The sequence below is a fragment of the Nannocystis sp. genome (assembly GCF_016714285.1).
Classification (GTDB): Bacteria; Myxococcota_A; Polyangia; order Nannocystales; family Nannocystaceae; genus Nannocystis.
Genome location: NZ_JADJNN010000020.1, coordinates 1 through 19896, shown reverse-complemented (window position 1 = coordinate 19896; position 19896 = coordinate 1). Strand labels below are relative to the sequence as shown.

The following is a 19896-nucleotide window of genomic DNA, read 5'->3' as shown; positions in this document are numbered from 1 at the left end:
GCTCGTGCTTCAGCTGCGAGCGGCCAGGTCGAAGCGGTCGAGGTTCATCACCTTGTGCCACGCCGCCACGAAGTCGCGGACGAACTTCTCCTTGCTGTCGTCCTGCGCGTAGAGCTCGGCGTAGGCGCGGAGGATCGAGTTGGAGCCGAAGACCAGGTCGACACGCGTGGCGGTCCATCTCACTGCGCCCGTGCTGCGCTCGCGAAGCTCGTAGAGACCGTTCCCGGCGGGCGCCCACGCGTAGCGCATGTCGGTCAGGTTGGCGAAGAAGTCGTTGCTGAGGACGCCCGGTCGATCCGTGAACACGCCGTGCTTCGTGCCGCCGTGGTTGGCGCCGAGGACACGCATGCCGCCGATGAGCACCGTCATCTCGGGTGCGGTCAGGCCCATGAGCTGCGTGCGGTCGAGCAGCAGCTCCTCCGCGCTGACGGCGTAGTCCTGCTTCAGCCAGTTGCGGTACCCGTCATGAATCGGCTCGAGCACGGCGAAGGACGCGACGTCCGTCATCGCGTCGGTGGCGTCGCCGCGGCCCGGCGAGAACGGCACGACGACCGCGAAGCCAGCGGCGCGGGCGGCCTGCTCGACGCCGACGTTGCCCGCGAGCACGATGACGTCCGCGACGCTGGCGCCCGTGTCCCTGGCGATGCCCGCGAGCACAGCGAGCACGCGGGCGAGGCGGGTCGGCTCGTTGCCTTCCCAGTCCTTCTGCGGGTCCAGGCGGATGCGCGCGCCGTTGGCGCCGCCGCGCTTGTCGGAGCCACGGAAGGTGCGCGCGCTGTCCCATGCCGTCGCCACCATGTCGCTGATCGACAGGCCGCTCCTGGCGATGTGTGCCTTGACGGCGTCGACGTCGTAGTTGCTGCTGCCGGCGGGGACCGGGTCCTGCCAGATCAGGTCCTCCTTCGGCACGTCGGGGCCGAGGTAGCGAGCCTTCGGACCCATGTCACGGTGCGTGAGCTTGAACCACGCGCGCGCGAAGACCTCGGAGAAGTAGGCGGGGTCCTTGTAGAAGCGCTCCGAGATCTTGCGGTAGACGGGATCTTTGATCATCGCCATGTCGGCGTCGGTCATGATCGGGCTGCGGCGGATCGACGGGTCCTCGACGTCGACGGGCTTGTCCTCCTCCTTGATGTTCACGGGCTGCCACTGCCAGGCGCCGGCCGGGCTCTTCTTCAGCGCCCACTCGTGGGTGAAGAGCATGTGGAAGTAGCCGTTGTCCCAGCGCGTGGGGTGGGTCGTCCAGGCGCCCTCGAGGCCGCTCGAGACGGTGTCCCGCCCGAAGCCCTTGCCGTTGGGATTGCGCCACCCGAGGCCCTGCTCGGCGAGCTCGCCGGCTTCGGGCTTCGGCCCGAGAGCGCCCGCGTCCCCGTTGCCGTGGCACTTGCCGACGGTGTGGCCGCCCGCGGTGAGCGCGACCGTCTCCTCGTCGTTCATCGCCATGCGCGCGAAGGTCAGGCGCACGTCCTGGGCCGTGCGGAGCGGGTCCGGCTTGCCGCCCACGCCCTCGGGGTTGACGTAGATGAGGCCCATCTGGACGGCCGCGAGGGGGTCCTCGAGCGTCGCGCGGTCCTCGCCTTCGTGGCGGCTGTTGGCGAGCCACTCCTTCTCGGAGCCCCAGTAGGTGTCCTTCTCGGGGTGCCAGATGTCCTCGCGACCGAAGCCGAAGCCGAAGGTCTGGAGGCCCATCGATTCGTAGGCGATCGTGCCGGCCAGGATGATCAGGTCGGCCCAGCTGATGCGGTTGCCGTACTTCTTCTTGATCGGCCAGAGCAGTCGACGAGCCTTGTCGAGGTTGACGTTGTCCGGCCAGGAGTTGATCGGTGCGAAGCGCTGGTTGCCGGTGCCACCACCGCCGCGGCCGTCGGCGACGCGGTAGGTGCCTGCGGCGTGCCAGGCCATGCGGACCATGAGACCGCCGTAGTGGCCCCAGTCCGCAGGCCACCACGCCTGACTGTCCGTCATCAGCGTGGTGAGGTCCTGCTTCAGCGCGTCGACGTCGAGCTGCTTCAGCGCCTCGCGGTAGTTGAAATCGGGGCCCAGCGGATTGGGCTTGCGGTCGTGCTGATGGAGGATGTCGAGGTTTAGCGCGCTGGGCCACCAGTCCATGGTGGAAGCGCCGACCGTGGTGTTGCCGCCGTGCATCACGGGGCATCTGCCGGACCTGGCGTGTTGGCTGTCGGGGACGGGCTGGGTCTTGTCAGTCATGGCGTGCGGATCCTTGGGTCGTGGGGTACGTGGACTGCGAGGCGCCGGCCTGCCCCCTTGAGGCCGCGAGCGGCCTCAGGCGGCGGGCTTGCGCAGGCCCTCGGCCGTGAGCGCGGCGATGACCGCGGGGCGCTCGCCGACGCGGGTCATGAAGGCGACGATGTTGGGCCAGGGCGCGAGGTCGATGCTGACGTAGCGGGTCCACGAGAGGACGACGAAGAGGTAGCCGTCGACGACCGTGAAGTCGTCGCCGGTGAAGTAGGGGTGGAGGCCGAGGCGGCGGTCGACGACGTCGAAGCGCTCGGCGAGCTTGGCCTTGACGACGGCCTTCCAGGCGTCGGGGCACTCCTTGCTGAACAGCGGGCTGAAGCCCTTGTGCAGCTCGGTGGAGATGAAGTTGAGGGCCTCTTGCAGGCGGACGCGGGCGAAGCTGCCGGGCGGCGGGGCGAGCCGGCGCTCGGGCACGCGGTCGGCGATGTACTGAACGATCGCCGGGCCCTCGGTGAGCAGCTCTCCGTCGTCGAGCAGCAGCGCGGGCACGAGGCCGTGCGGGTTGACGGCGTTGTAGTCGTGGCCTTGGGTGGTCGTCTTGGTCGCGAAGTCGACGCGCTCGAGCTCGAAGTCGAGGCCCGCCTCGCGCAGGGCGATGTGGGGAGAGAGGGAGCAGGCACCGGGGCTGTAGTAGAGCTTCATGCGCCTTGAATGCGCGTGAGGCCGCGAGGGTGTCAAGCGCTGGACCCAGCACCGGCCGCGCGGAGGCGGCGAGGCCTCGCCCAGAGAAGGCTCCAGAACAGCGTCCTGGCGGGAGCTGTGTGGGATTTGGTGGGCGTCGCCGCGAAGCCCCACGCGCGTGGCCGCGAGGCGAATGTGGCTTGCTGCGGCGATGCCCGTGTGGGAGCTTCCCGCGCCGTGATGCAGGGGGACGGGAAGGTTCGGCGGGTGGCGGTGATCGGTCATGGAGGCATGGCTGATGTGCACCTCGCCATGGTCCGCGGGCCCGGTGACTTCTCCAAGCTGGTTGTGCTCAAGGAGCTGCGTCCGGGGCTGGCGCAGGACCCGGAGATGCGGGCGATGTTCCAGCAGGAGGCCCGCGTCGCGGCGCGGATGAGCCACCCGAACATCGTGCACACGCACGAGGTGGGCTGCGTCGGCGGGCGGCCCTTCATCGCGATGGAGTACCTCGACGGCCAGCCGATGCAGCGGATCGTCCGCCGGGTGCGACGCGACACCGGGACCGGGCTGCCGCTGGCGCTGCACCTGCGGGTGCTGGTCGATGTGCTGGCGGGGCTGCAGCACGCGCACGAGCTGCGCGACTACGACGGTCGCCCGCTCGGCCTGGTCCACCGCGACGTGACGCCGCACAACGTGATCGTGACCGACGAGGGGCAGGTGAAGCTGATCGACTTCGGCATCGCCCGCGGGATCGAGAGCTGCGCGGACACCCAGGTCGGCACCTTCAAGGGCAAGGCCAGCTACTGCGCGCCGGAGCAGGCGCGCGGCGAGCGGGTCGATCGCCGGGCCGACCTGTTCGCGGTCGGGGTGATGCTGTGGGAGGCGCTGATGCAGCGGCGCATGTGGCCCGAGCTCGACGAGGTGGCGATCGTGCAGCGGCTGCGCGCGGGTGAGGTGCCTCCGCTGCCGGACGGGGCGCACGCGGAGCTGCGGGCGGTGTGTCGCCGGGCCCTGGCGATCGATCCGGGCGATCGACCGGCGACGGCGGCGGAGCTGGCCGAGGCGATCGTGCAGCACGGGCCGCCGCGGGCGTCGCGGCGCGAGCTGGCGGCGCTGCTCGGGCGTCACTTCGCGGACGAGCGGGCGGGGCTGCGGGCGCTGATCGAGGCCCAGCTGCGGGCGCCCGGGGAGCGCGACGCGGACGCGCCGATCGTCGACATGGCGCTGCTGACGGGCTCGGACAGCCACGTGGTCGGCGGGGCGGTCCACCCGGACGAGCCGACCCGGCGCGACGGGGTCGGCGGGCGGATCACGGAGCCGACGCCCGAGGCCCGCGCCGAGGAGGCGACCGAGTCGTCGGCGGGGCGGCCGCGGCCGCGCGCGCGCTGGCGGGCGGCGGCGGCGGTGATTGGGATTGCGGCGGCGATCGGCGTCGGGGCGGCGGGGTCGCGCTGGCTCGAGGGACAGGGCGCCAAGGACAGGGTCGTAGGGACAGGTCCTGAGGGACAGGTCGGGAGGGTCGTAGGGACAGGTCTTGAGGGACAGGTCGGGAGGGTCCGAGGGACAGGTCCGGTTGGACCTGTCGAGATGTTCCGAGGGACAGGTCCGGAGGGACAGCTCGTCGGGGACACGCCGCGGCCGGGAGTCGCCGTGGGTGTGCCTGCGGACTGCGACGCGGCGGACCAGCCGGAGGTCGAGCTGTCGGGGGAGATCGAGGGCGAGGCGCGGCTGCGCTGCGACCGGCGCTACCGCCTGAGCTTCGTGACCTGGCTGCGGCCGGGGGCGACGCTGACGATCGACCCGGGCACGACGATCGTCGGCGACGCGGCGACGCGGGGGACGCTGGTGGTCCAGCCGGGGGCGCGGCTGGTCGCCGAGGGCACGCCGGAGCGGCCGATCGTGTTCACCAGCGCGGCGCCCGAGGGGCAGCGCCGGGCCGGCGACTGGGGCGGGCTGCTGCTGCTGGGGCGGGCGCCGACCAACCTCCGCGACGCCGCGGGCGAGGCGACGCGTGGTCGGGTCGAGGGGCTGGGGCTCGGGGCGGACGGCGAGTACGGCGGCGACGATCCGGAGGACAGCAGCGGGGTGCTGCGCTACGTGCGGATCGAGTACAGCGGGATCACGCTGGGGCCGAACAACGAGATCAACGGGCTGACCCTGGCCGGCGTCGGTCGCGGGACGCGGATCGACCACGTGCAGGTGCGCCACAGCGCGGACGACTGCTTCGAGTTCTTCGGCGGCACGGTCGACGCGCACCACCTGATCTGCGAGGCGCCTGGCGACGACGCGTTCGACTGGGATCTCGGCTACACCGGGCGCCTGCAGTTCTTGCTGGCGCAGGGCGGGCAGGGGCACGGGATCGAGGGGGACAACGACCCGGCGGGGAGCCGCCGCACGCCGATCAGCGCGCCGCAGATCTACAACGCGACGCTGTGCGCCGGGGCGGCGGCGGGTGAGCGCGTGGGGGCGCAGGTCCGGCGCGGGAGCAGCGGGACGCTGGGGAACCTGGTGATCGCGGGCTTCACCGCGGGGGTGGAGCTGCGCGACGCGGACACGCAGCTGGGGCTTTACGGGGCGCTGGCGGTCGATCTCGCGGGGCCTGCCGCGCGTGGAGGGATCGCTACGGAGCGCGTGCGGGCGGGGACGGGGGCGGTCGGTTGCGACGGCGTGGGTCCGGCGAGCGAGCTGGTGCGCGAGGGGGTGGCGCCGCCGGAGGACGGGTTCTTCGACGCGTCGGCGCGGTACCTCGGGGCGCTGCGAGGCGCCGACGATCGCTGGGCGCGTGCCGGCTGGACGCGCTGGGACACGTGATGGGCTTAGAATCCCCGGGCGATGGCGCTGCTGCGAACCGAGAGCCTTGAGTTCGTGCCGCCCGATCGGTGTCTGATCGGGCGCTCGCGGGGTTGTGATCTGGTGCTGACGGGGCGCGACGTGTCGGGCGAGCACGCGGTGTTGCAGTGGGACGGCGCGCGCTGGGAGCTGCGCGATCTGGGGAGTCGCAATGGGACCCAGGTGGACGGGCGGCGGCTCGGCGCGGGCGAACGGGTGGCGCTCGCGGTGGGGGCGGAGATCCGTTTTGGCCGCGAGTCGGCGCCGTGGTCGCTGGTCGAGGGTGGGGCGCCGCAGGTGATGGCGGTGGCGGTGGAGGGCGGGGCGCGGGTGGTGGGCGAGGGCGGCTATCTGGCGCTGCCGGGGCCGGAGGCGCCGACGCTGGCGGTGTATCAGGACGCGGCGGGGCAGTGGGTGGCGGAGGGCGAGGGCGGCGTGCGAGGGGTCGCGGACCGGGCCGTGGTGGAGGCCGGCGGGCTGTGGCGGGTGCACCTGCCGGCGGGCTGCGCGGGGACCTGGGAGGACGGGGCGGCGCCGGTGCTGGTCGGGTCGCTGCGGCTGCGCTTCACGGTGAGCCGGGACGAGGAGGAGGTCGAGCTGGTGGCGTGGGCGGGCGAGCGGCGGATCGACCTGCAGGTGCGCGCGCACCACTATCTGCTGCTGACGCTGGCGCGGCGGCGGCTGGCCGATCGCCAGGCCGGGGCGGCGGCGGCGGACGAGGGCTGGCTGCGGCAGGACGACCTGCGGGCGATGCTGCGGCTCGGCGAGGACCACCTGAGCATCAGCATCCATCGCGCGCGCACGCAGCTCGGCAAGGCGGGGGTGGCCGACGCGGCGGCGGTGGTCGAGCGGCGGCCGGGGACGCGGCTGCTGCGGATCGGCGTGGCGGCGCTCGAGGTGGCGACGGGGCTGTGAATTCGGGTCGAGCGCAATATGCTCGGTGTTTTGGAATGATGGTAGTTCTATGGGCGGTAGAGGATATCGCTGCGGAGGACGAATTTCTCGCCGGCCGTGACTTCGCAGGCGCGGTGCATGACGCGGTGCTGGAACAGCAGGGCGCGGCCGAGGAAGCCGGCGTACATGGGCCGAGGATAGCGGGTGAGCGAGTGGGCACGGGGCGGTGAGTCGGCGCGAAGGGCCCTTGTGGGGGTCTGGCGCCGGCGTGGGGTCGGGCGTGCGGGTCGGCCGTAAGTCCGCGGTAAGGGCCTGCGCGGGGTGCCGGGGTCGCTATCCCGGCCGACATGAACCGCGTCAACGTCCCTTTCACTCTTCAGCTCCTCCTCACTGACCTGCACGGCGGGCCGCGGCCGCGGGTCGTTCTCACCGGGCCGGGCGCGCCGGCGCTGCACGCAGAGGTGGCGGCGGTGCAGGCCCGCTCGGTGGTGTGGGCGCGCGAGATCGGGCTCATTGACGAGTCGCAGGCGCCGCGGCTGGGCCGGGCCCGGATCGCGTGGTTGCCGGCGCGGGCCTACCCGCGCGGGTTGGTGGGGCCGCTGCAGATCGCGGCGGACTGGACGACGCTGTTTTGTCTGCTCGACGATCGCATCGAGGACGAGGGGGACCCGGCGGCGGTGGAGCGGATGCTGGCCGGGCTGGCGGCGATGTTCGAGCCGGGGGCGCTCGCGGGGGACGACGCGTGGCAGCGGGCCTGCGTCGACCTGCGCGAGCGGATCGCGGCGACGGGGCGGGGCCGGTTGGCTCGCTTCGCGGCGCGGGTGCGGGAGCTGTTCGCAGCGTTCGTGGTCGAGGCGCAGACGCGCTCGGCGGGGTCGATCCCGGGGCTTGCGAGCTATCTGCAGCTGCGCGAGCAGACGGTCGGGTTGCACGTGGAGTTCGCGCTGGGGGAGATCGTGGAGGCGATCACGCTGACGCCGGCGGAGCGCGGGCATGCGGGGCTGGTGACGCTCGCGCGGCTGGCCAGCGATCTGGTCGGCTGGGCCAACGATATCTACACCCACGAGAAGGAGATGCGGGCCGGGGAGACGCACAACCTGGTGTTCGTGCTGGCGCAGGCGGAGGGGCTGCCGTTGGCGGCGGCGGTGGAGCGGGCGGTGGCGATGCACGACGCGGCGCTGCTGCGCTTCGTGGCGCTGGCGGACGAGCTCGGGGGGTCGGGGTCGGGGGCGCTGCGGCGCTACGCGGGATGCTGCGCGCGTGGGTCCGTGGGCACCTCGACTGGGGGCGGGAGACGGGGCGCTACGCGGGGGAGCATGTCTGAAGGGACAGGTTGGGGCCGGGACTGGGGCCGGGAGACGGGGCGCTATGCGGAGGAACATGTCTGAAGGGACAGGTGCGTGGGCCGGGACTGGGGGCGGGAGACGGGGCGCTATGCGGGGGAGCATGTCTGAAGGGACAGGTCGGTGTCCCGGGACAGGTGTCCCGGGGCGGGGCCTTTAGGCGGGGCTGTGGTTCGGAGGTGCATGTGATCTCATTGGGTTTTCACGTGGGCTCGGGGGCTGCACAGGGGATCGGGTATGAACCCGAGCAAGCTGTCCATGGTCCTCGCTGTCACCTGTTTCCTCGCCGCCGGGCCGGCGCTGGCCGCCTCGGATGTGCGGGTGGTGATCCCGGCTCCGGCCGCGGTGCACGTGTACGACGACACCCAGGTCGGGATCGTGGTGTCGAACATCGGCAACCAGTCGGCGTCGACGGTGAAGCTGACGATCGACCTGCCGGCGACGCACACGAGCCCGACCGTGTACGTGATGGGCACGCTGGCGAACGTCGACAGCCGCTGCACGAAGTCGGGGACCAAGCTGACCTGTACGCTGGGGACGATCGCCAAGGGCAAGAGCACGACGGTGAGCTTCGCCATCGCGCTGCCGGAGGCGGCGGAGGTCCTGTCGATCAGCGCGGCGGCGACGACGACCTCGAGCGAGAACAGCCTGGCCAACAACGCGGCCAGCGTCACGCCGAGCCTGATCAACTACTCGGTGGCGGTGCAGGACGGGGACCTCGGGCACAACTCGCACTGCACGGGCCAGGGCCTCACCTCGTACTTCGAGTGCGAGCTGTTCCCGAGCTCGCTGTCGGCGCACGACGTGGTGTTCCACGGCGACGGGACGCTGACCTTCGTCGACGCGCCGCCGGAGTACACGGGGGTGTGGTCGCAGGACTCGGGCGACAGCCTGGCCTTCACCTACTACGAGAACGGGGTGCCGTTCGCGGAGTTCGTGGGCCACGGGACCAACCCGGGCTGCTTCGAGGGGGTCACGGAGTTCCTCGGCAGCGCCTACGTGGCGCCCTACGAGGTGTGCGTGTAGACCTGTCGCAACGGTCAGGTCGAGGTCGACTTCCGGGCCGGCAACGGGGAGACTCGGCCGATGGCTGAGCCCGACGCGACGGTCACGACGCATGACGGCGGGGCGACGACGGTTGTCGCGGAGGCCGCTGGCGAGGCGGACGCGCTGCTCGGGCGCGGCGCTCGGCTCGGGCGCTACGTCGTGCTCGGGCACGTGGGCTCCGGCGCGATGGGGGTGGTGTACGCGGCGTACGATCCGGAGCTCGACAGGAAGGTGGCGCTGAAGCTGCTGCGCGCGGGGGCCGGCGCGGCGGGGCAGCGGGCCCGGCTGCTGCGCGAGGCGCAGGCGCTGGCGAAGCTGGCCCACCCCAACGTGGTCGCGGTCCACGACGTCGGGGCGCTCGGCGATCACGTGTTCGTGGCGATGGAGTTCGTCGACGGGGTGACGCTGACGCGCTGGCTCGGCGAGCGGGCGCACGAGTGGCGGGAGGTGCTGGAGCTGTTCGTCGCGGTCGGGCGCGGGCTGGCGGCGGCGCACCAGGCGGGGCTGGTGCACCGCGACTTGAAGCCCGACAACGTGATGATCGGCGCTGACGGTCGCGTGCGGGTCATGGACTTCGGGCTCGCGCGGGCCGACGATCTGGGGACCACGCTCCACGACTCGCAGGGCCCGCGGAGCAGCGCGCTCGAGCTGGAGATCACGCGCGAGGGGGCCGTGCTGGGCACGCCGAGGTACATGGCGCCGGAGCAGTGGCACGGGGCGATCGCCGACGCGCGGGCGGACCAGTTCGCGCTGTGCGTGGCGCTGTGGGAGGCGCTGTACGGCGAGCTGCCGTTTCGCGGCGGGACCGCGGCGGCGCTGATGCTGGCGGTGACGCGGGGGGTGATCACGCCGCCGACGCGACCCGGACGGGCGCCGCGGTGGTTGCGGCGGGTGGTCGAGCGCGGGCTGGCGACGGCGCCGGAGGACCGCTTCGCGTCGCTCGACGCGCTGCTGGCCGCGCTGACGCGGGGGCAGACGCGGGCGCGGCGGCGCTGGCTGGCGGGCGGGCTGGTGGCGTGCGTCGCCGCGGTGGGGGCCCTGCTGGGGGCGCGTCAGCTCGAGCGGGTGCGCGGGGTGGCGGCGTGCGAGGCGGCCGGCGCGGAGATCGAGGCGGTGTGGAATGAGGCGGCGAGGGACTCGCTGGAGGCGGCGCTGATGGCCACGGGGGTCAGCTTCGCGGGGGACACCTTCGCGCGGGCGCTGCCGTGGATCGATCGCTGGAGCGGCGAGTGGTCGCGGGTGCGGATCGACGAGTGCGTCGCGGCCGAGGTCGAGGCGACGAGGTCACCCGAGCTGCACGCGCTGTCGCTGGCGTGCCTCGATGAGCGACGCGACGAGCTGGCGGCGCTGCTGGCCGTGCAGACCGAGGTCGACGCGGCCGGGGTGGGGCGCGTGGTCTCGGCGGCCGCGGGGTTGTCACCGGTCGCCGCGTGCGTCGAGGCGGCGGCGCTGGCTCGGCGCCCGCCGCTGCCCGCGGACGAGGCGCTGCGGGGCAGGGTCGCGGAGCTGCGACGCGAGCTGCTGCGGGTGCTGGCGCTGCAGGCCGCGGGCAAGCACGTGCGCGGGCTGGCGCGGGCCGAGGAGCTGCTCGGCGAGGCCGAGGCGATCGGGTATGCGCCGCTGGTGGTCGAGGCGCGGGCGGTGCTCGGGGGGCTGGCGTCGAATGCCGGCAAGCTCGACGTCGCGGAGGAGGCGTTGACGCGGGCCTACGTCGACGGCGGGGCGCAGGAGCTCGACGGGATGGCGATGGCCGCGGCGACGCAGCTGGTGTTCACGGTCGGCTCGGCGGGGGCGCGCTACCCGGAGGGCCAGCAGTGGGCGCGCTCGGCGGAGATGCTGGTGCGCCGGCTGGGTCAGGTCGATCGCCTGCCGGAGGCGGACCTGCTGACGCACCTGGCGTCGGTGCACCGGGTCCATGGCGAGTACGAGGAGGCGCTGGCGCTGTATGTGCGGGCGCTCGAGATCCGCGAGCGCGAGCTGGGCGGCGAGCACCCGCACGTGGCGCGGGCGCTGCACAACCTCGGCAACGTGTATGAGGCGACTGGCAGGTTCGCGGAGGCGCTCGAGGTGCACGCGCGGGCGCTGGCGATGATGCAGCGGACCCTCGGTCCGTCGCACCCGAACGTCGGGCTGTCGTACAACAGTCAGGCGGTGATCCACGAGAAGCGCGACGAGCACGAGCGGGCGCTCGAGCTGCACGCGCGGGCGCTGGCGATCCACGAGCAGGTCTTCGGGCCCGAGCACGCGAACGTGGCCGGGTCGCTGAACAACATGGCGCTGGTCCACGAGGCCCGCGGGGAGCTGGCGGCGGCGCAGCGGCTGTACGAGCGGGCGCTGGCGATCCGCGAGCGGACGCTGCGTCCGGACGACCCCGACATCGCCGACACGCTCGACAACCTGGCGGGCGTGCACCGGGCCCAGGGTCGGCTGGACGAGGCGCTGGCGCTGCGCGAGCGGGCGCTGGCGATCACGGAGGGGGCGCTGGGGTCGGCCCATCCGGACGTCGCCGGCAACCTCAACAACCTGGCGCTGATCCACGAGGAGCGCGGGGAGCTGGCGCGAGCGCAGGAGCTGTATGAGCGGGCGATCGCCATCCACTCGGCCGCGCTCGGGCCGGAGCACCCGCACGTGGCCGAGACCCTGGTCAACCTCGCCGGGGTCCACCGCGCGCGCGGGGAGTTCGCGGCGGCGCAGGGGCTGTACGAGCGGGCACTGGCGATCTGGGAGAGGTCGCCGGAGCGCGAGCCGCGGCAGCTGGGGCACGCGCTGGTCGGGCTCGGGGAGCTCGCGCTGGAGCGCGGTCGCCCGGCCGAGGCCGTCGCGCCGCTCGAGCGGGCCGAGAAGCTGTGGCCCGCGGGCGAGGTGCCGCCGCTCGAGCTGGCCGAGCTGCGCTTCGCGCTGGCGCGGGCGCTCGGCCGCGACTCGCCGCGGGGGCGCGAGCTGGCGAGGCTGGCGGCGGACGCCTACCGGGAGGCCGGATCGGTCCACGTCAAGACGCTCGCGGCGGCCCTGGCCTGGCAGGCCGCGGGTCGTGGCGGGTGAGCTGGCTGAAGGGGCAGGTCATGGCGGCGGTCCGCAGGACCGGGTGTTCGTCGACGGACGCGCGGACACGGACGGCTCAAAGCTCACAGAATCTCGTCCTGCGGTCTTGGCAAGATGGGGCATGGCCGTCACGATCCGCGTTTCCCTCGCCGCGTGCCTCGCCTCCGGCTGCTTCGCGCCGGTCGGCAACGGGGCCGACACGTCCACGAGCAGCGGCAGCGACAGCGGCAGCGACAGCGACAGCGGCAGCGGCAGCGACACGCCCACCACGGGGGAGCCCTCGCAGTGCACCTGGAAGAACCTGGGGATCTCCGGGCCCCCCGTCCGCTCCGAACATTCCATGGTCTACGTCAGCGAGGATGATCTGATCCTCCTGTTCGGCGGCACCGTCGACGGCGTGGAGCTGAACGATCTATGGAAATTCGCGGGGGGACAATGGCATGAGCTTAAAACCTCCAGTCCCCCGCCGCAGATACGCTCCCACGCCGCCGCCTACGATGAGATCCGCAAGGTCATGGTCGTATTTGGCGGCGCCACCGGCCATCAAGACGCGCTCATGCCCCAGGGTGACACCTACCTCTACGACCCGGCGACGAACACCTGGCAGAAAGCGCCGACACCCGTGGCTCCGACGCCGCGCTACGGCGCCTCGATGGCCTATTATACCGGCATTGTCGTGCTCTTCGGCGGCAACCTGGACAAGGACACCACCGACAGTGAACACTGGTCGTGGGACGGCCTCCAATGGGGGCCCCTGGATGCGAGCAACAATATGCGCCCCGGCAACCGCTCGCGCCACATGGTCGCCATGGACCCGTCTGGCGGCAAGCTGCTCTTGTACGGCGGCTGCGCGAAGGGCAGCCTGTGCGTGTTTGATGACCCGACCAATGCCTACAATGACACCTGGTCGTGGGACGGCAAACAATGGACATTGCTCAGCGAAACCGCGGGGGACGGCCTGCTCGGGGCGATGGCCCTCCACAGCGCGGGGAACAGACTCTATCGATTCAGCGAGCACGCGAATTTCCTCTGGGACGGCTCGATGTGGTCCCCGCCCCAACCGACCGACCTGATCTCCGGCCTGGACTTCGCCGTGGCCGATCACTCGAGCGGGCTGATCCGCTTTGGCGGCAACATCGCGGACCAGAGCACCTGGGTCCTTGACTGCCCGCCTTGAGGGTTGCGCGGCGGTGGCTCGCGGGGATATAGGTCCGCGGTGACTCGCTCGTCCGTGGCGTCCGGGGGTCTGGTGCTGGCTTCGCTGTTGGTTGCGGGTGCGGTCGCGTGTCGGCCGGGTCCATCGACCACGCCGGTGGTGCGGGCGATCGCGGTGGAGGCCGGGCCGCCCGTGCCGGTGGCGCCGCCGCAGCCGGTGGGCGTCGGTGTGGTGCGCGACGGGCCGCTGCTGCCGGCGCGCGAGGCGACGGTGCCGCGGCCGGTGGTGCACGCGGAGCAGCCGGCGGCGTGGGTGGAGGCGGCGGACCGCTTGACGGCGCTGGCGAACGGGCGGCGGCGCGGCTGGGAGCGGCTGGGCGAGATGGCGGACCGCTTCGGGCACCGCCTGAGTGGTTCGCCGGCGCTCGAGCGGGCGATCGACTGGACCCTCGAGGTGATGCGCAAGGACGGGCTGGTCAACGTGCGGCGCGAGAAGGTGATGGTGCCGCACTGGGTGCGAGGGGTCGAGCGGGCGCGGGTGGTCGCGCCGATCGATCGGCCGCTGGTGATCCTCGGGCTCGGCGGCACGGTGGGGACCAAGGGGCCGCTGCGCGGCGAGGTCGTCGTGCTCGAGTCGCTGGCGCAGGTCGCCGAGAAGGGCGCTGCGCTGCGCGGCAAGATCGTGGTGCTCAACACGCCGATGGCGCTGTTCAACCACGCGACGCAGGACAGCGGCTATCGCGACGCCGTGCCGATCCGGACCTCGGGCGCGAGCGAGGCGGCGAAGGTCGGGGCGAAGGCGGTGCTGATCCGGTCGGTCACGGCCTCGAGCCTGCGGACGCCGCACACCGGTGCGGTGCGCTACACCGAGGGCGTGGCGAAGATCCCGGCGGCCGCGCTCACGCTCGAGGACGCCGAGCTGCTGGCGCGGCTGGCCGCGCGCGGGCCGACGCAGGTCGAGCTGTCGCTGGGGGCGCGCACGCTGCCGGACGCGGTCAGCGGCAACGCGGTCGCGGAGATCCGCGGGCGCGAGCTGCCCGACGAGGTGGTCGTGATCGGCGGACACATCGACTCGTGGGACACCGGCGACGGCAGCACCGACGACGGCAGCGGATGCATGATGGCGATCGACGCGGCGGCGATGCTGCGCGAGCTCGGGCTGGTGCCGCGGCGGACGATCCGGGTGGTGCTGTTCACCAACGAGGAGAACGGCCTGCGCGGCGCGCACGCCTATCACGCGGCCCACGGCAAGGAGAAGCACGTGGCCGCGATCGAGGCCGACTCGGGCAACGGGGCGCCGCTGGGCTTCGGGGTCGGCGGCACGCCGGAGCAGCTGGCGGCGATCCAGGCCTACGCGCCGCTGTTCCAGGGGCTCGGCGCCGGTCAGATCACCGCGGGCGGCGGCGGGGCCGACATCGGGCCGCTGATGCAGGACGGGGTGCTCGGGCTCGGGCTCCACCCCGATGGCAGCACCTACTTCGATCTGCACCACAGCCCGGCGGACACCTTCGACAAGATCGACCCGGACCACCTGGCGCGCAACGCCGCCGCGCTGGCGCTGATGGCGTTCATCCTCGCCGAGCGCTAGGAGCACGCGTTGGCCGGCGCGCCGTCGTTCGCGTCGGCGCTCGATCGTCTGTGAGCGCTAGTTGGAGCCGCCTGAGTTGGGCGGCAGGGAGCCCTCGGAGCCGGTGCTGCTGTGCACGGACTCCTGGCGGAAGGCGCGGATCTTGAGGACGCGGCGCTCGTCGGCCTCGGCGACGTGGAAGGTCCAGCCGGCGGCGGAGGTCTCCTCGCCGGGGCGCGGGATGTACTCGAACTGGTGGAACAGGAAGCCCGAGAGGGTCTCGTAGTTGCCCTGGATCTCGTCGTCGAGGTCGATGCCGAGGACCTTCTCGACCTCGTTGCAGTTGATGGTGGCGTCGAAGAGGTAGCTGCCGTCCTCGAGGGCGGTGAACAGCTTCTCGTCCTCCTCGTCGTCGTTCTCGTCGTAGATCTCGCCGACGACCTCCTCGACGGCGTCCTCGAGGGTGACGATGCCGGCGGTGCCGCCGAACTCGTCGACGACGATGGCGAGGTGGGTCTTCTTGCGCTGCAGCAGCGGGAAGAGGTCGAGGACCTTCATGTTCTCGGGGGCGAACACGGTGGGCCTGGCGATCTGGCCGACGGTGACGGTGTCGAGGTGATCGAGGTGGCGCAGGATGTCGCCGATGTACGCGACGCCGACGATGTTGTCGGTGGTGTCGCGGAAGATCGGGACGCGCGAGTAGCCGTGCTCGTCGTTCAGGACCATGAGGCGGCGCAGCGGGGCGGTCTCCTCGATGGCGATCATGTCGACGCGGGGGGTCATGATGCCGCGGACCGGGGTGTCGGAGAGGTCGAAGACGTTGTTGAGGAGCTCCTTCTCCTGCTCCTCGAGCACGCCCTCCTGGCGCGAGGAGGCGACGATCATGCGGATCTCCTCCTCGGAGTGGGCGCTGTGGTGGCCAGGCACGGGCTTGAGGCCGAACATGCGGACGATGCCGTTGCCGGTGGCGTTGAGGACCCAGATGACCGGGCGGAACACGGTGCCGAAGGCGATCAGCGGGATCGCCACGAGCATGGTGACCTGCTCGGCGCGCTGCAGGGCCAGCGACTTGGGCGCGAGCTCGCCGAAGACGATGTGCAGCGCGGTCGACAGGCTAAACGCGATGATGAAGGAGATCGTGGTGACGTTGGCCTCGGCGATGCCCCAGCTCAGCAGGGTCGGGCCGCTGAGGTGCTCGATCGCCGGCTCGGCGAGGAAGCCGATCGCCAGGCTGGCCATGGTGATGCCGAGCTGGGTCGCCGCGATGTAGAGGTCGAGGTCCTTCAGCACCTTCTGGGCCAGCCGCGCGCGCGAGCTGCCCTCGTTGGCGAGCTGGTCGACGCGGGTGCGACGCACGCTGACCAGGGCGAACTCGGCCGCGACGAAGAAGCCGTTGACGAGCACCAGCAGGAAGACCCACAGCAGGCCGACGAGGTCGCTCATCGCCGCGCGCGCTCCTCATGGCCGAGCCCAGGGTGTGAACCGAGGAGGCGGCGAGGGTGGGAGGGCCGGGAGGTGGAGGGCCGTGAGGCGGTGGGCCGCGAACTGGGGGGCTCGTCGAACAAGGCCCGCGATTGTATCAAGGTTGGCGCCGGCGCGCGCCAGCGGACCAGGCCTTTGAGATCGGCCAATGCGGCGGTCCTACGGGGTGTTGCGGGCGGTGTTGCGGGCGGGTGGGCTGCATTTGGCGAGCGCTTCCCCACGTGCGGCGCGATCTGCGGGGCCAGGCCGGCGGCGGAGCGTGTTAGCGTGCCGGGCGATGGTGAAGACAGGCCCGAAACCTCGCTCCGCGGCGCCGCGGGGGCTCGCGTGCTGGCTCGGGGCGTGGGCGCTCGGGCTGTGTGGGGGCTGCGTGGAGTTCGAGCACAACAGCGAGGACGGGGGTGACGGGGGCGACGGGGGCAATGGGGGCGCGAGCCAGGGTCCGGGCGAGAGCAGCGGGGGGACGCCGACCAGCGGTGGCGGCGACGAGGCAGAGTGCGGCCTGTGGAAGCAGGACTGTCCGGCGGGCAGCAAGTGCGCGCCCTTCGACGGCGACGGGGACAACATCCACGACACGGCGCGCTGCGTGCCGGTCGGCGGCATGCCGGGCCAGGCCGGCGACGACTGCACGGTCGAGGGCTCGGTCGCCAGCGGCCTCGACAGCTGCGACCTCGGCCTGCTGTGCTGGAACACCGACGCGCAGAACCAGGGGCGCTGCGTGACGATGTGCAGCGGCACGCCGGCCGACCCGCAGTGCCCGAGCGGGCTCATCTGCGACGTCAGCAACGGCGGCGCGCTGCCGCTGTGCGTGACGAGCTGCGACCCGCTGGCGCCCGCCTGTCCCATGGGACAGATCTGTCTGCCGGGCGGACCGAGCCAGGACTACTTCGTGTGCGACGTCGACGCGAGCGGCGACATGGGCGGCTACGGGGACGCGTGCGCGTACGTCAACGTGTGCGACGCGGGGCTCTTGTGCCTGGGCTCGGCGTCGGTGCCGGGCTGCAAGTCGGCGGGCTGCTGCAGCGAGTACTGCGACCTGTCGTCGGCCGACGCGCAGTGCACCGGGGAGGGCCAGGTGTGCCTGTCGTTCTACGGCGGCGACGCGCCGCCGCCGGGGTATGAGAACGTCGGCGTGTGCTCGCTGCCGCTGTGAGGCGGGGACCATGGGGGCTAGGGCACGGTCACGCCGTAGTAGCTCGCCATCAGCTGGGCGATCTGGGTCACGGTGTCGCCTTGCGCGATCGCCGGGAAGTCGGTGGCGTCGCCGTAGCAGGTCTGGAGCGCGGTCGTCACCGCTGCGAGCAGCGAGGGCCAATTCCCGGTGCTGCCGCGCACGTAGGGCTCGAGCTGCTTGATGAGGAGATAGTGGCTGCCGGGGTTCCACTTGATGGTTGAGGACTCCATCGTCGTCGCGGCGCTCGCGGAGGTGACGCGGCTTACGAAGGTGACGCGGTGGAGCACGCGCCAGCACGGCGGCGCCTCGGTGTTCTGCATCGCGGAACGGAGGGCGACCGCGTTCGGGTCACTGCTGGTGAGCCAGCTCGGGTTCACCACGCGATTGAAGAATTCACGGTAGTTGCTCGCCGTGGGGGCGAGATAGAAGGTCATGAACCGGTATGCGTCGACGCGCCCGGGCGCGGGCTTTGGCCACCTGGATGTTCGGGGCAGATAGCGAGGTCGAGTCGTTGGCCAGGGTCGTATGCGTTGTCAGGACGGGCAACGTCGAGCCGGAGGGGGGTGTCAGGGCAGGTCGCCGGCAGACCCAGGGTGACGGTCGCGCCGCACCCGGTCGTGGTCGCGGCCTTCGTCAGCGCGAACATGCCCGCCGAAAGCGAGAAGGTGAGGTCAGGCGGGCGCTACCGAGGCGTTGCCCTCCATGCTGAGTCCGGCCAGTCCCTTGAATTGGTAGCCGCCCCCGTGCGTCTCGGTGAACCCGTCGAGCGACTCCTCGGTCTCGGCGTAGAGCCCGCCGTACGCGGTCCACACATAAGTGTTGCAGAGGTTGCGTTTCACGAGTTGCGTCGGGTCGCTGGCCGCATCGCCGGCACTGCCCTGGCCCTTCGTCACCGGGGTCGACGACCCGAGCGAGAGTGCCGGCCGGTTGCCGGCGCCGGGGACGTACTTGGACATGCTGGCCTTGGCCCGGTTCGCGTCGACCCAGCTCGCGGAGCCCTGGGCGACTGCGTCATTGTCGGCGTACTGGTTGTAGAGTTGCTGGTGCTCCCGGTCGATCTGGCTCTTGAGCGCGTAGGCCTCGGCGACGCGGTGGTAGCTCGCGTCGGCGCCCGACGCTGCCGCGGGGAAGAAGGGATCTGTCTTGACCGTGAACGTCGAGTTCTTGTCCCAGTAGCCGAAGCGGCCGTCGAGGCAGCCCTGGCGGGTGTAGAACGGGTTGATGGGGAAGGTGATGATATTCCAGTCGGGCGGGATGTTGAGGTCCGGCACCATCTGGTAGCCGACGAGGGCGCTGTTCGAGAGGAGACGAAGCGCGTAGAGATCGGCGGTGCTCGATTTGACGAAGGCGCTGCCCACGTTGAGCGGCACGAAGCGGGCGCCCAGGCCGTCGCCCGCGTTGTAGAAATATCCCTGCAGGTCGGTCTGGTTGAGCTGGGTCTGGCTCAGCGTGAAGGCCGCGGTGGCACCGTTCACCACCGAGGTGCTGCCCTCGATCTCGCTCGCGATACCCGCCTCCCAGTCGACCTTGACGACCTCCGTGGACGTGCCAATTCCCAGCACAGTAGCGATGAAGCTGCTGCCGGCGGAAATACCAAACCGGGCCTTCATATCCACGGAGTAGTCGAAGCCCTTGTCCCGCTGCGCGGTATAGGCGTAGTTGACCTCATCGGCGCAGGTGAAGGCGACGGTGCTGGCGCCGCAATAGGCCCCGAGGGGGTTGGTCATGTTCTCGCCGGGCACGGGCGGCGCGCCCTCGATGTATCCCATGAGCTGCGGCGCGAACTGCACCTGTCCGATCCATTCGAGGCCGAGGTTGGCGACCTTGTACCCGCCCGCGAGCAGCCATTTGCCGCCCTGGATCAGGCTGAAGCCGCGCTTCAGGACAGCCACCGCGTCGCCGGCCGCGTCGACCTCGATCACGCCGTACTCCTCGACCCCGAGCGGCATGCTCGCGTTCGCGGCGACGCTGGTGGCGACGCCGCCGGCGGCATTCGTGATCTCGGGGATGTCGGGGCCGATGGGCGCGGTGGAGGAAACGGGAGTCGCCGGAGTGACGGCCGCACGCGAGGGAGCCGGAACCGGCGCAGCAAACGACGAGGAGGCGGTAGCTGGGTGATTGTTGGGGGTCAAATCAAGGATGCTGGTGGTCGTGGGATAGACCATCGGCCACAAGGCGACGAGCCCGGCTGCGGAGCCCGTCTTTACCGTATTCATGTTGGCGATGATCGTGTTGGCAGTGAGCGCGCTGTTCCAGATGCGCATTTCCTGGACGAAGGCATTCAGCCTGTTGGGGGAGGCATTCGCGGTCCCGAGTCTGACCAGGCCGCTGCCGGAGTAGACGCCGTTACCGGTGTTACCCTGTTGGACTCCGGTCGTGCACAGGATGCCATCGATGTAGACCCGGCGACGGGGATTGGACGTAGTGTCATAGACGAACGCCCAGTGGTGCCATTTGAAGTCGGTACAGGCCGGGTCCGTGTAGTT

The 19896-nt window shown here is 71.6% G+C and carries 13 protein-coding genes; 8 read left to right on the top strand and 5 right to left on the bottom strand.

Going from position 1 to position 19896, the window contains the following annotated elements; genetic code table 11:
• Nucleotides 1-9: 9 nt before the first annotated feature.
• Together katG and gstA are read right to left on the bottom strand one after the other, a co-directional pair.
• Entirely contained in the window at nucleotides 10-2205 is a 2196-nt protein-coding gene (katG, locus tag IPJ59_RS27135) for a catalase/peroxidase HPI (protein WP_293273946.1), read from the bottom strand.
• Between the two features lie 75 nt (nucleotides 2206-2280).
• Nucleotides 2281-2898 (bottom strand): glutathione transferase GstA, encoded by a 618-nt coding sequence (gene gstA / locus IPJ59_RS27130; protein WP_293258501.1) that lies wholly within the window; start codon nucleotides 2896-2898, stop codon nucleotides 2281-2283.
• 9 nt (nucleotides 2899-2907) lie between these two features.
• Between gstA and IPJ59_RS27125 the strand changes: the two genes are divergently transcribed.
• The 7 genes from IPJ59_RS27125 to IPJ59_RS27095 all read left to right on the top strand — a co-directional run bounded on the left by IPJ59_RS27125 (nucleotide 2908) and on the right by IPJ59_RS27095 (nucleotide 14775).
• The gene (locus IPJ59_RS27125) at nucleotides 2908-5688 is read left to right on the top strand and encodes a serine/threonine-protein kinase (RefSeq protein ID WP_366524698.1); all 2781 of its coding nucleotides are present in this window, start codon (nucleotides 2908-2910) and stop codon (nucleotides 5686-5688) included.
• 21 nt (nucleotides 5689-5709) lie between these two features.
• On the top strand, nucleotides 5710-6621 hold the full coding sequence (locus IPJ59_RS27120; protein WP_293258497.1) for an FHA domain-containing protein: 912 nt from the start codon (nucleotides 5710-5712) through the stop codon (nucleotides 6619-6621).
• A 326-nt stretch (nucleotides 6622-6947) separates the two neighbouring features.
• Entirely contained in the window at nucleotides 6948-7988 is a 1041-nt protein-coding gene (locus IPJ59_RS27115; RefSeq protein ID WP_293273945.1) for a terpene synthase family protein, read from the top strand.
• Between the two features lie 213 nt (nucleotides 7989-8201).
• On the top strand, nucleotides 8202-8969 hold the full coding sequence (locus tag IPJ59_RS27110; RefSeq protein ID WP_293273944.1) for a hypothetical protein: 768 nt from the start codon (nucleotides 8202-8204) through the stop codon (nucleotides 8967-8969).
• 60 nt (nucleotides 8970-9029) lie between these two features.
• Nucleotides 9030-12032 (top strand): serine/threonine-protein kinase, encoded by a 3003-nt coding sequence (locus IPJ59_RS27105; RefSeq protein ID WP_293273943.1) that lies wholly within the window; start codon nucleotides 9030-9032, stop codon nucleotides 12030-12032.
• Between the two features lie 121 nt (nucleotides 12033-12153).
• Nucleotides 12154-13209: a Kelch repeat-containing protein gene (locus tag IPJ59_RS27100; RefSeq protein ID WP_293273942.1), complete on the top strand. Its 1056-nt coding sequence runs from the start codon at nucleotides 12154-12156 to the stop codon at nucleotides 13207-13209.
• A gap of 39 nt (nucleotides 13210-13248) precedes the next feature.
• Nucleotides 13249-14775 carry a M20/M25/M40 family metallo-hydrolase gene (locus tag IPJ59_RS27095; protein WP_293273941.1) on the top strand — a complete coding sequence of 509 codons (1527 nt, stop codon included), beginning with the start codon at nucleotides 13249-13251 and terminating at the stop codon, nucleotides 14773-14775.
• Nucleotides 14776-14832: 57 nt separating this feature from the next.
• Here IPJ59_RS27095 and IPJ59_RS27090 read toward each other — a convergent pair whose 3' ends face one another.
• A complete protein-coding gene (locus tag IPJ59_RS27090) occupies nucleotides 14833-16197 on the bottom strand; it encodes a hemolysin family protein (RefSeq protein ID WP_293273940.1) in 1365 nt (454 codons plus the stop codon).
• 316 nt (nucleotides 16198-16513) lie between these two features.
• On the opposite strand from IPJ59_RS27090, the gene IPJ59_RS27085 reads away from it, so the two are divergent.
• A complete protein-coding gene (locus IPJ59_RS27085) occupies nucleotides 16514-17389 on the top strand; it encodes a hypothetical protein (RefSeq protein ID WP_293273939.1) in 876 nt (291 codons plus the stop codon).
• 17 nt (nucleotides 17390-17406) lie between these two features.
• Here the strand turns inward: IPJ59_RS27085 and IPJ59_RS27080 are convergent, their stop codons facing one another.
• A complete protein-coding gene (locus tag IPJ59_RS27080; RefSeq protein WP_293273938.1) occupies nucleotides 17407-17844 on the bottom strand; it encodes a hypothetical protein in 438 nt (145 codons plus the stop codon).
• A 237-nt stretch (nucleotides 17845-18081) separates the two neighbouring features.
• On the bottom strand, nucleotides 18082-19896 hold a 1815-nt coding region (locus IPJ59_RS27075), incomplete at its 5' end, for a LamG-like jellyroll fold domain-containing protein (protein ID WP_293273937.1).

Coding starts and splice junctions, on each gene's coding strand:
- IPJ59_RS27110 (WP_293273944.1), top strand. CDS start 8,202: ATGGTCCTCGCTGTCACCTGTTTCCTCGCCGCCGGGCCGGCGCTGGCC.
- gstA (WP_293258501.1), bottom strand. CDS start 2,898: ATGAAGCTCTACTACAGCCCCGGTGCCTGCTCCCTCTCTCCCCACATC.
- IPJ59_RS27085 (WP_293273939.1), top strand. CDS start 16,514: ATGGTGAAGACAGGCCCGAAACCTCGCTCCGCGGCGCCGCGGGGGCTC.
- IPJ59_RS27100 (WP_293273942.1), top strand. CDS start 12,154: ATGGCCGTCACGATCCGCGTTTCCCTCGCCGCGTGCCTCGCCTCCGGC.
- IPJ59_RS27090 (WP_293273940.1), bottom strand. CDS start 16,197: ATGAGCGACCTCGTCGGCCTGCTGTGGGTCTTCCTGCTGGTGCTCGTC.
- IPJ59_RS27105 (WP_293273943.1), top strand. CDS start 9,030: ATGGCTGAGCCCGACGCGACGGTCACGACGCATGACGGCGGGGCGACG.
- IPJ59_RS27125 (WP_366524698.1), top strand. CDS start 2,908: ATGCGCGTGAGGCCGCGAGGGTGTCAAGCGCTGGACCCAGCACCGGCC.
- IPJ59_RS27120 (WP_293258497.1), top strand. CDS start 5,710: ATGGCGCTGCTGCGAACCGAGAGCCTTGAGTTCGTGCCGCCCGATCGG.
- katG (WP_293273946.1), bottom strand. CDS start 2,205: ATGACTGACAAGACCCAGCCCGTCCCCGACAGCCAACACGCCAGGTCC.
- IPJ59_RS27080 (WP_293273938.1), bottom strand. CDS start 17,844: ATGACCTTCTATCTCGCCCCCACGGCGAGCAACTACCGTGAATTCTTC.
- IPJ59_RS27115 (WP_293273945.1), top strand. CDS start 6,948: ATGAACCGCGTCAACGTCCCTTTCACTCTTCAGCTCCTCCTCACTGAC.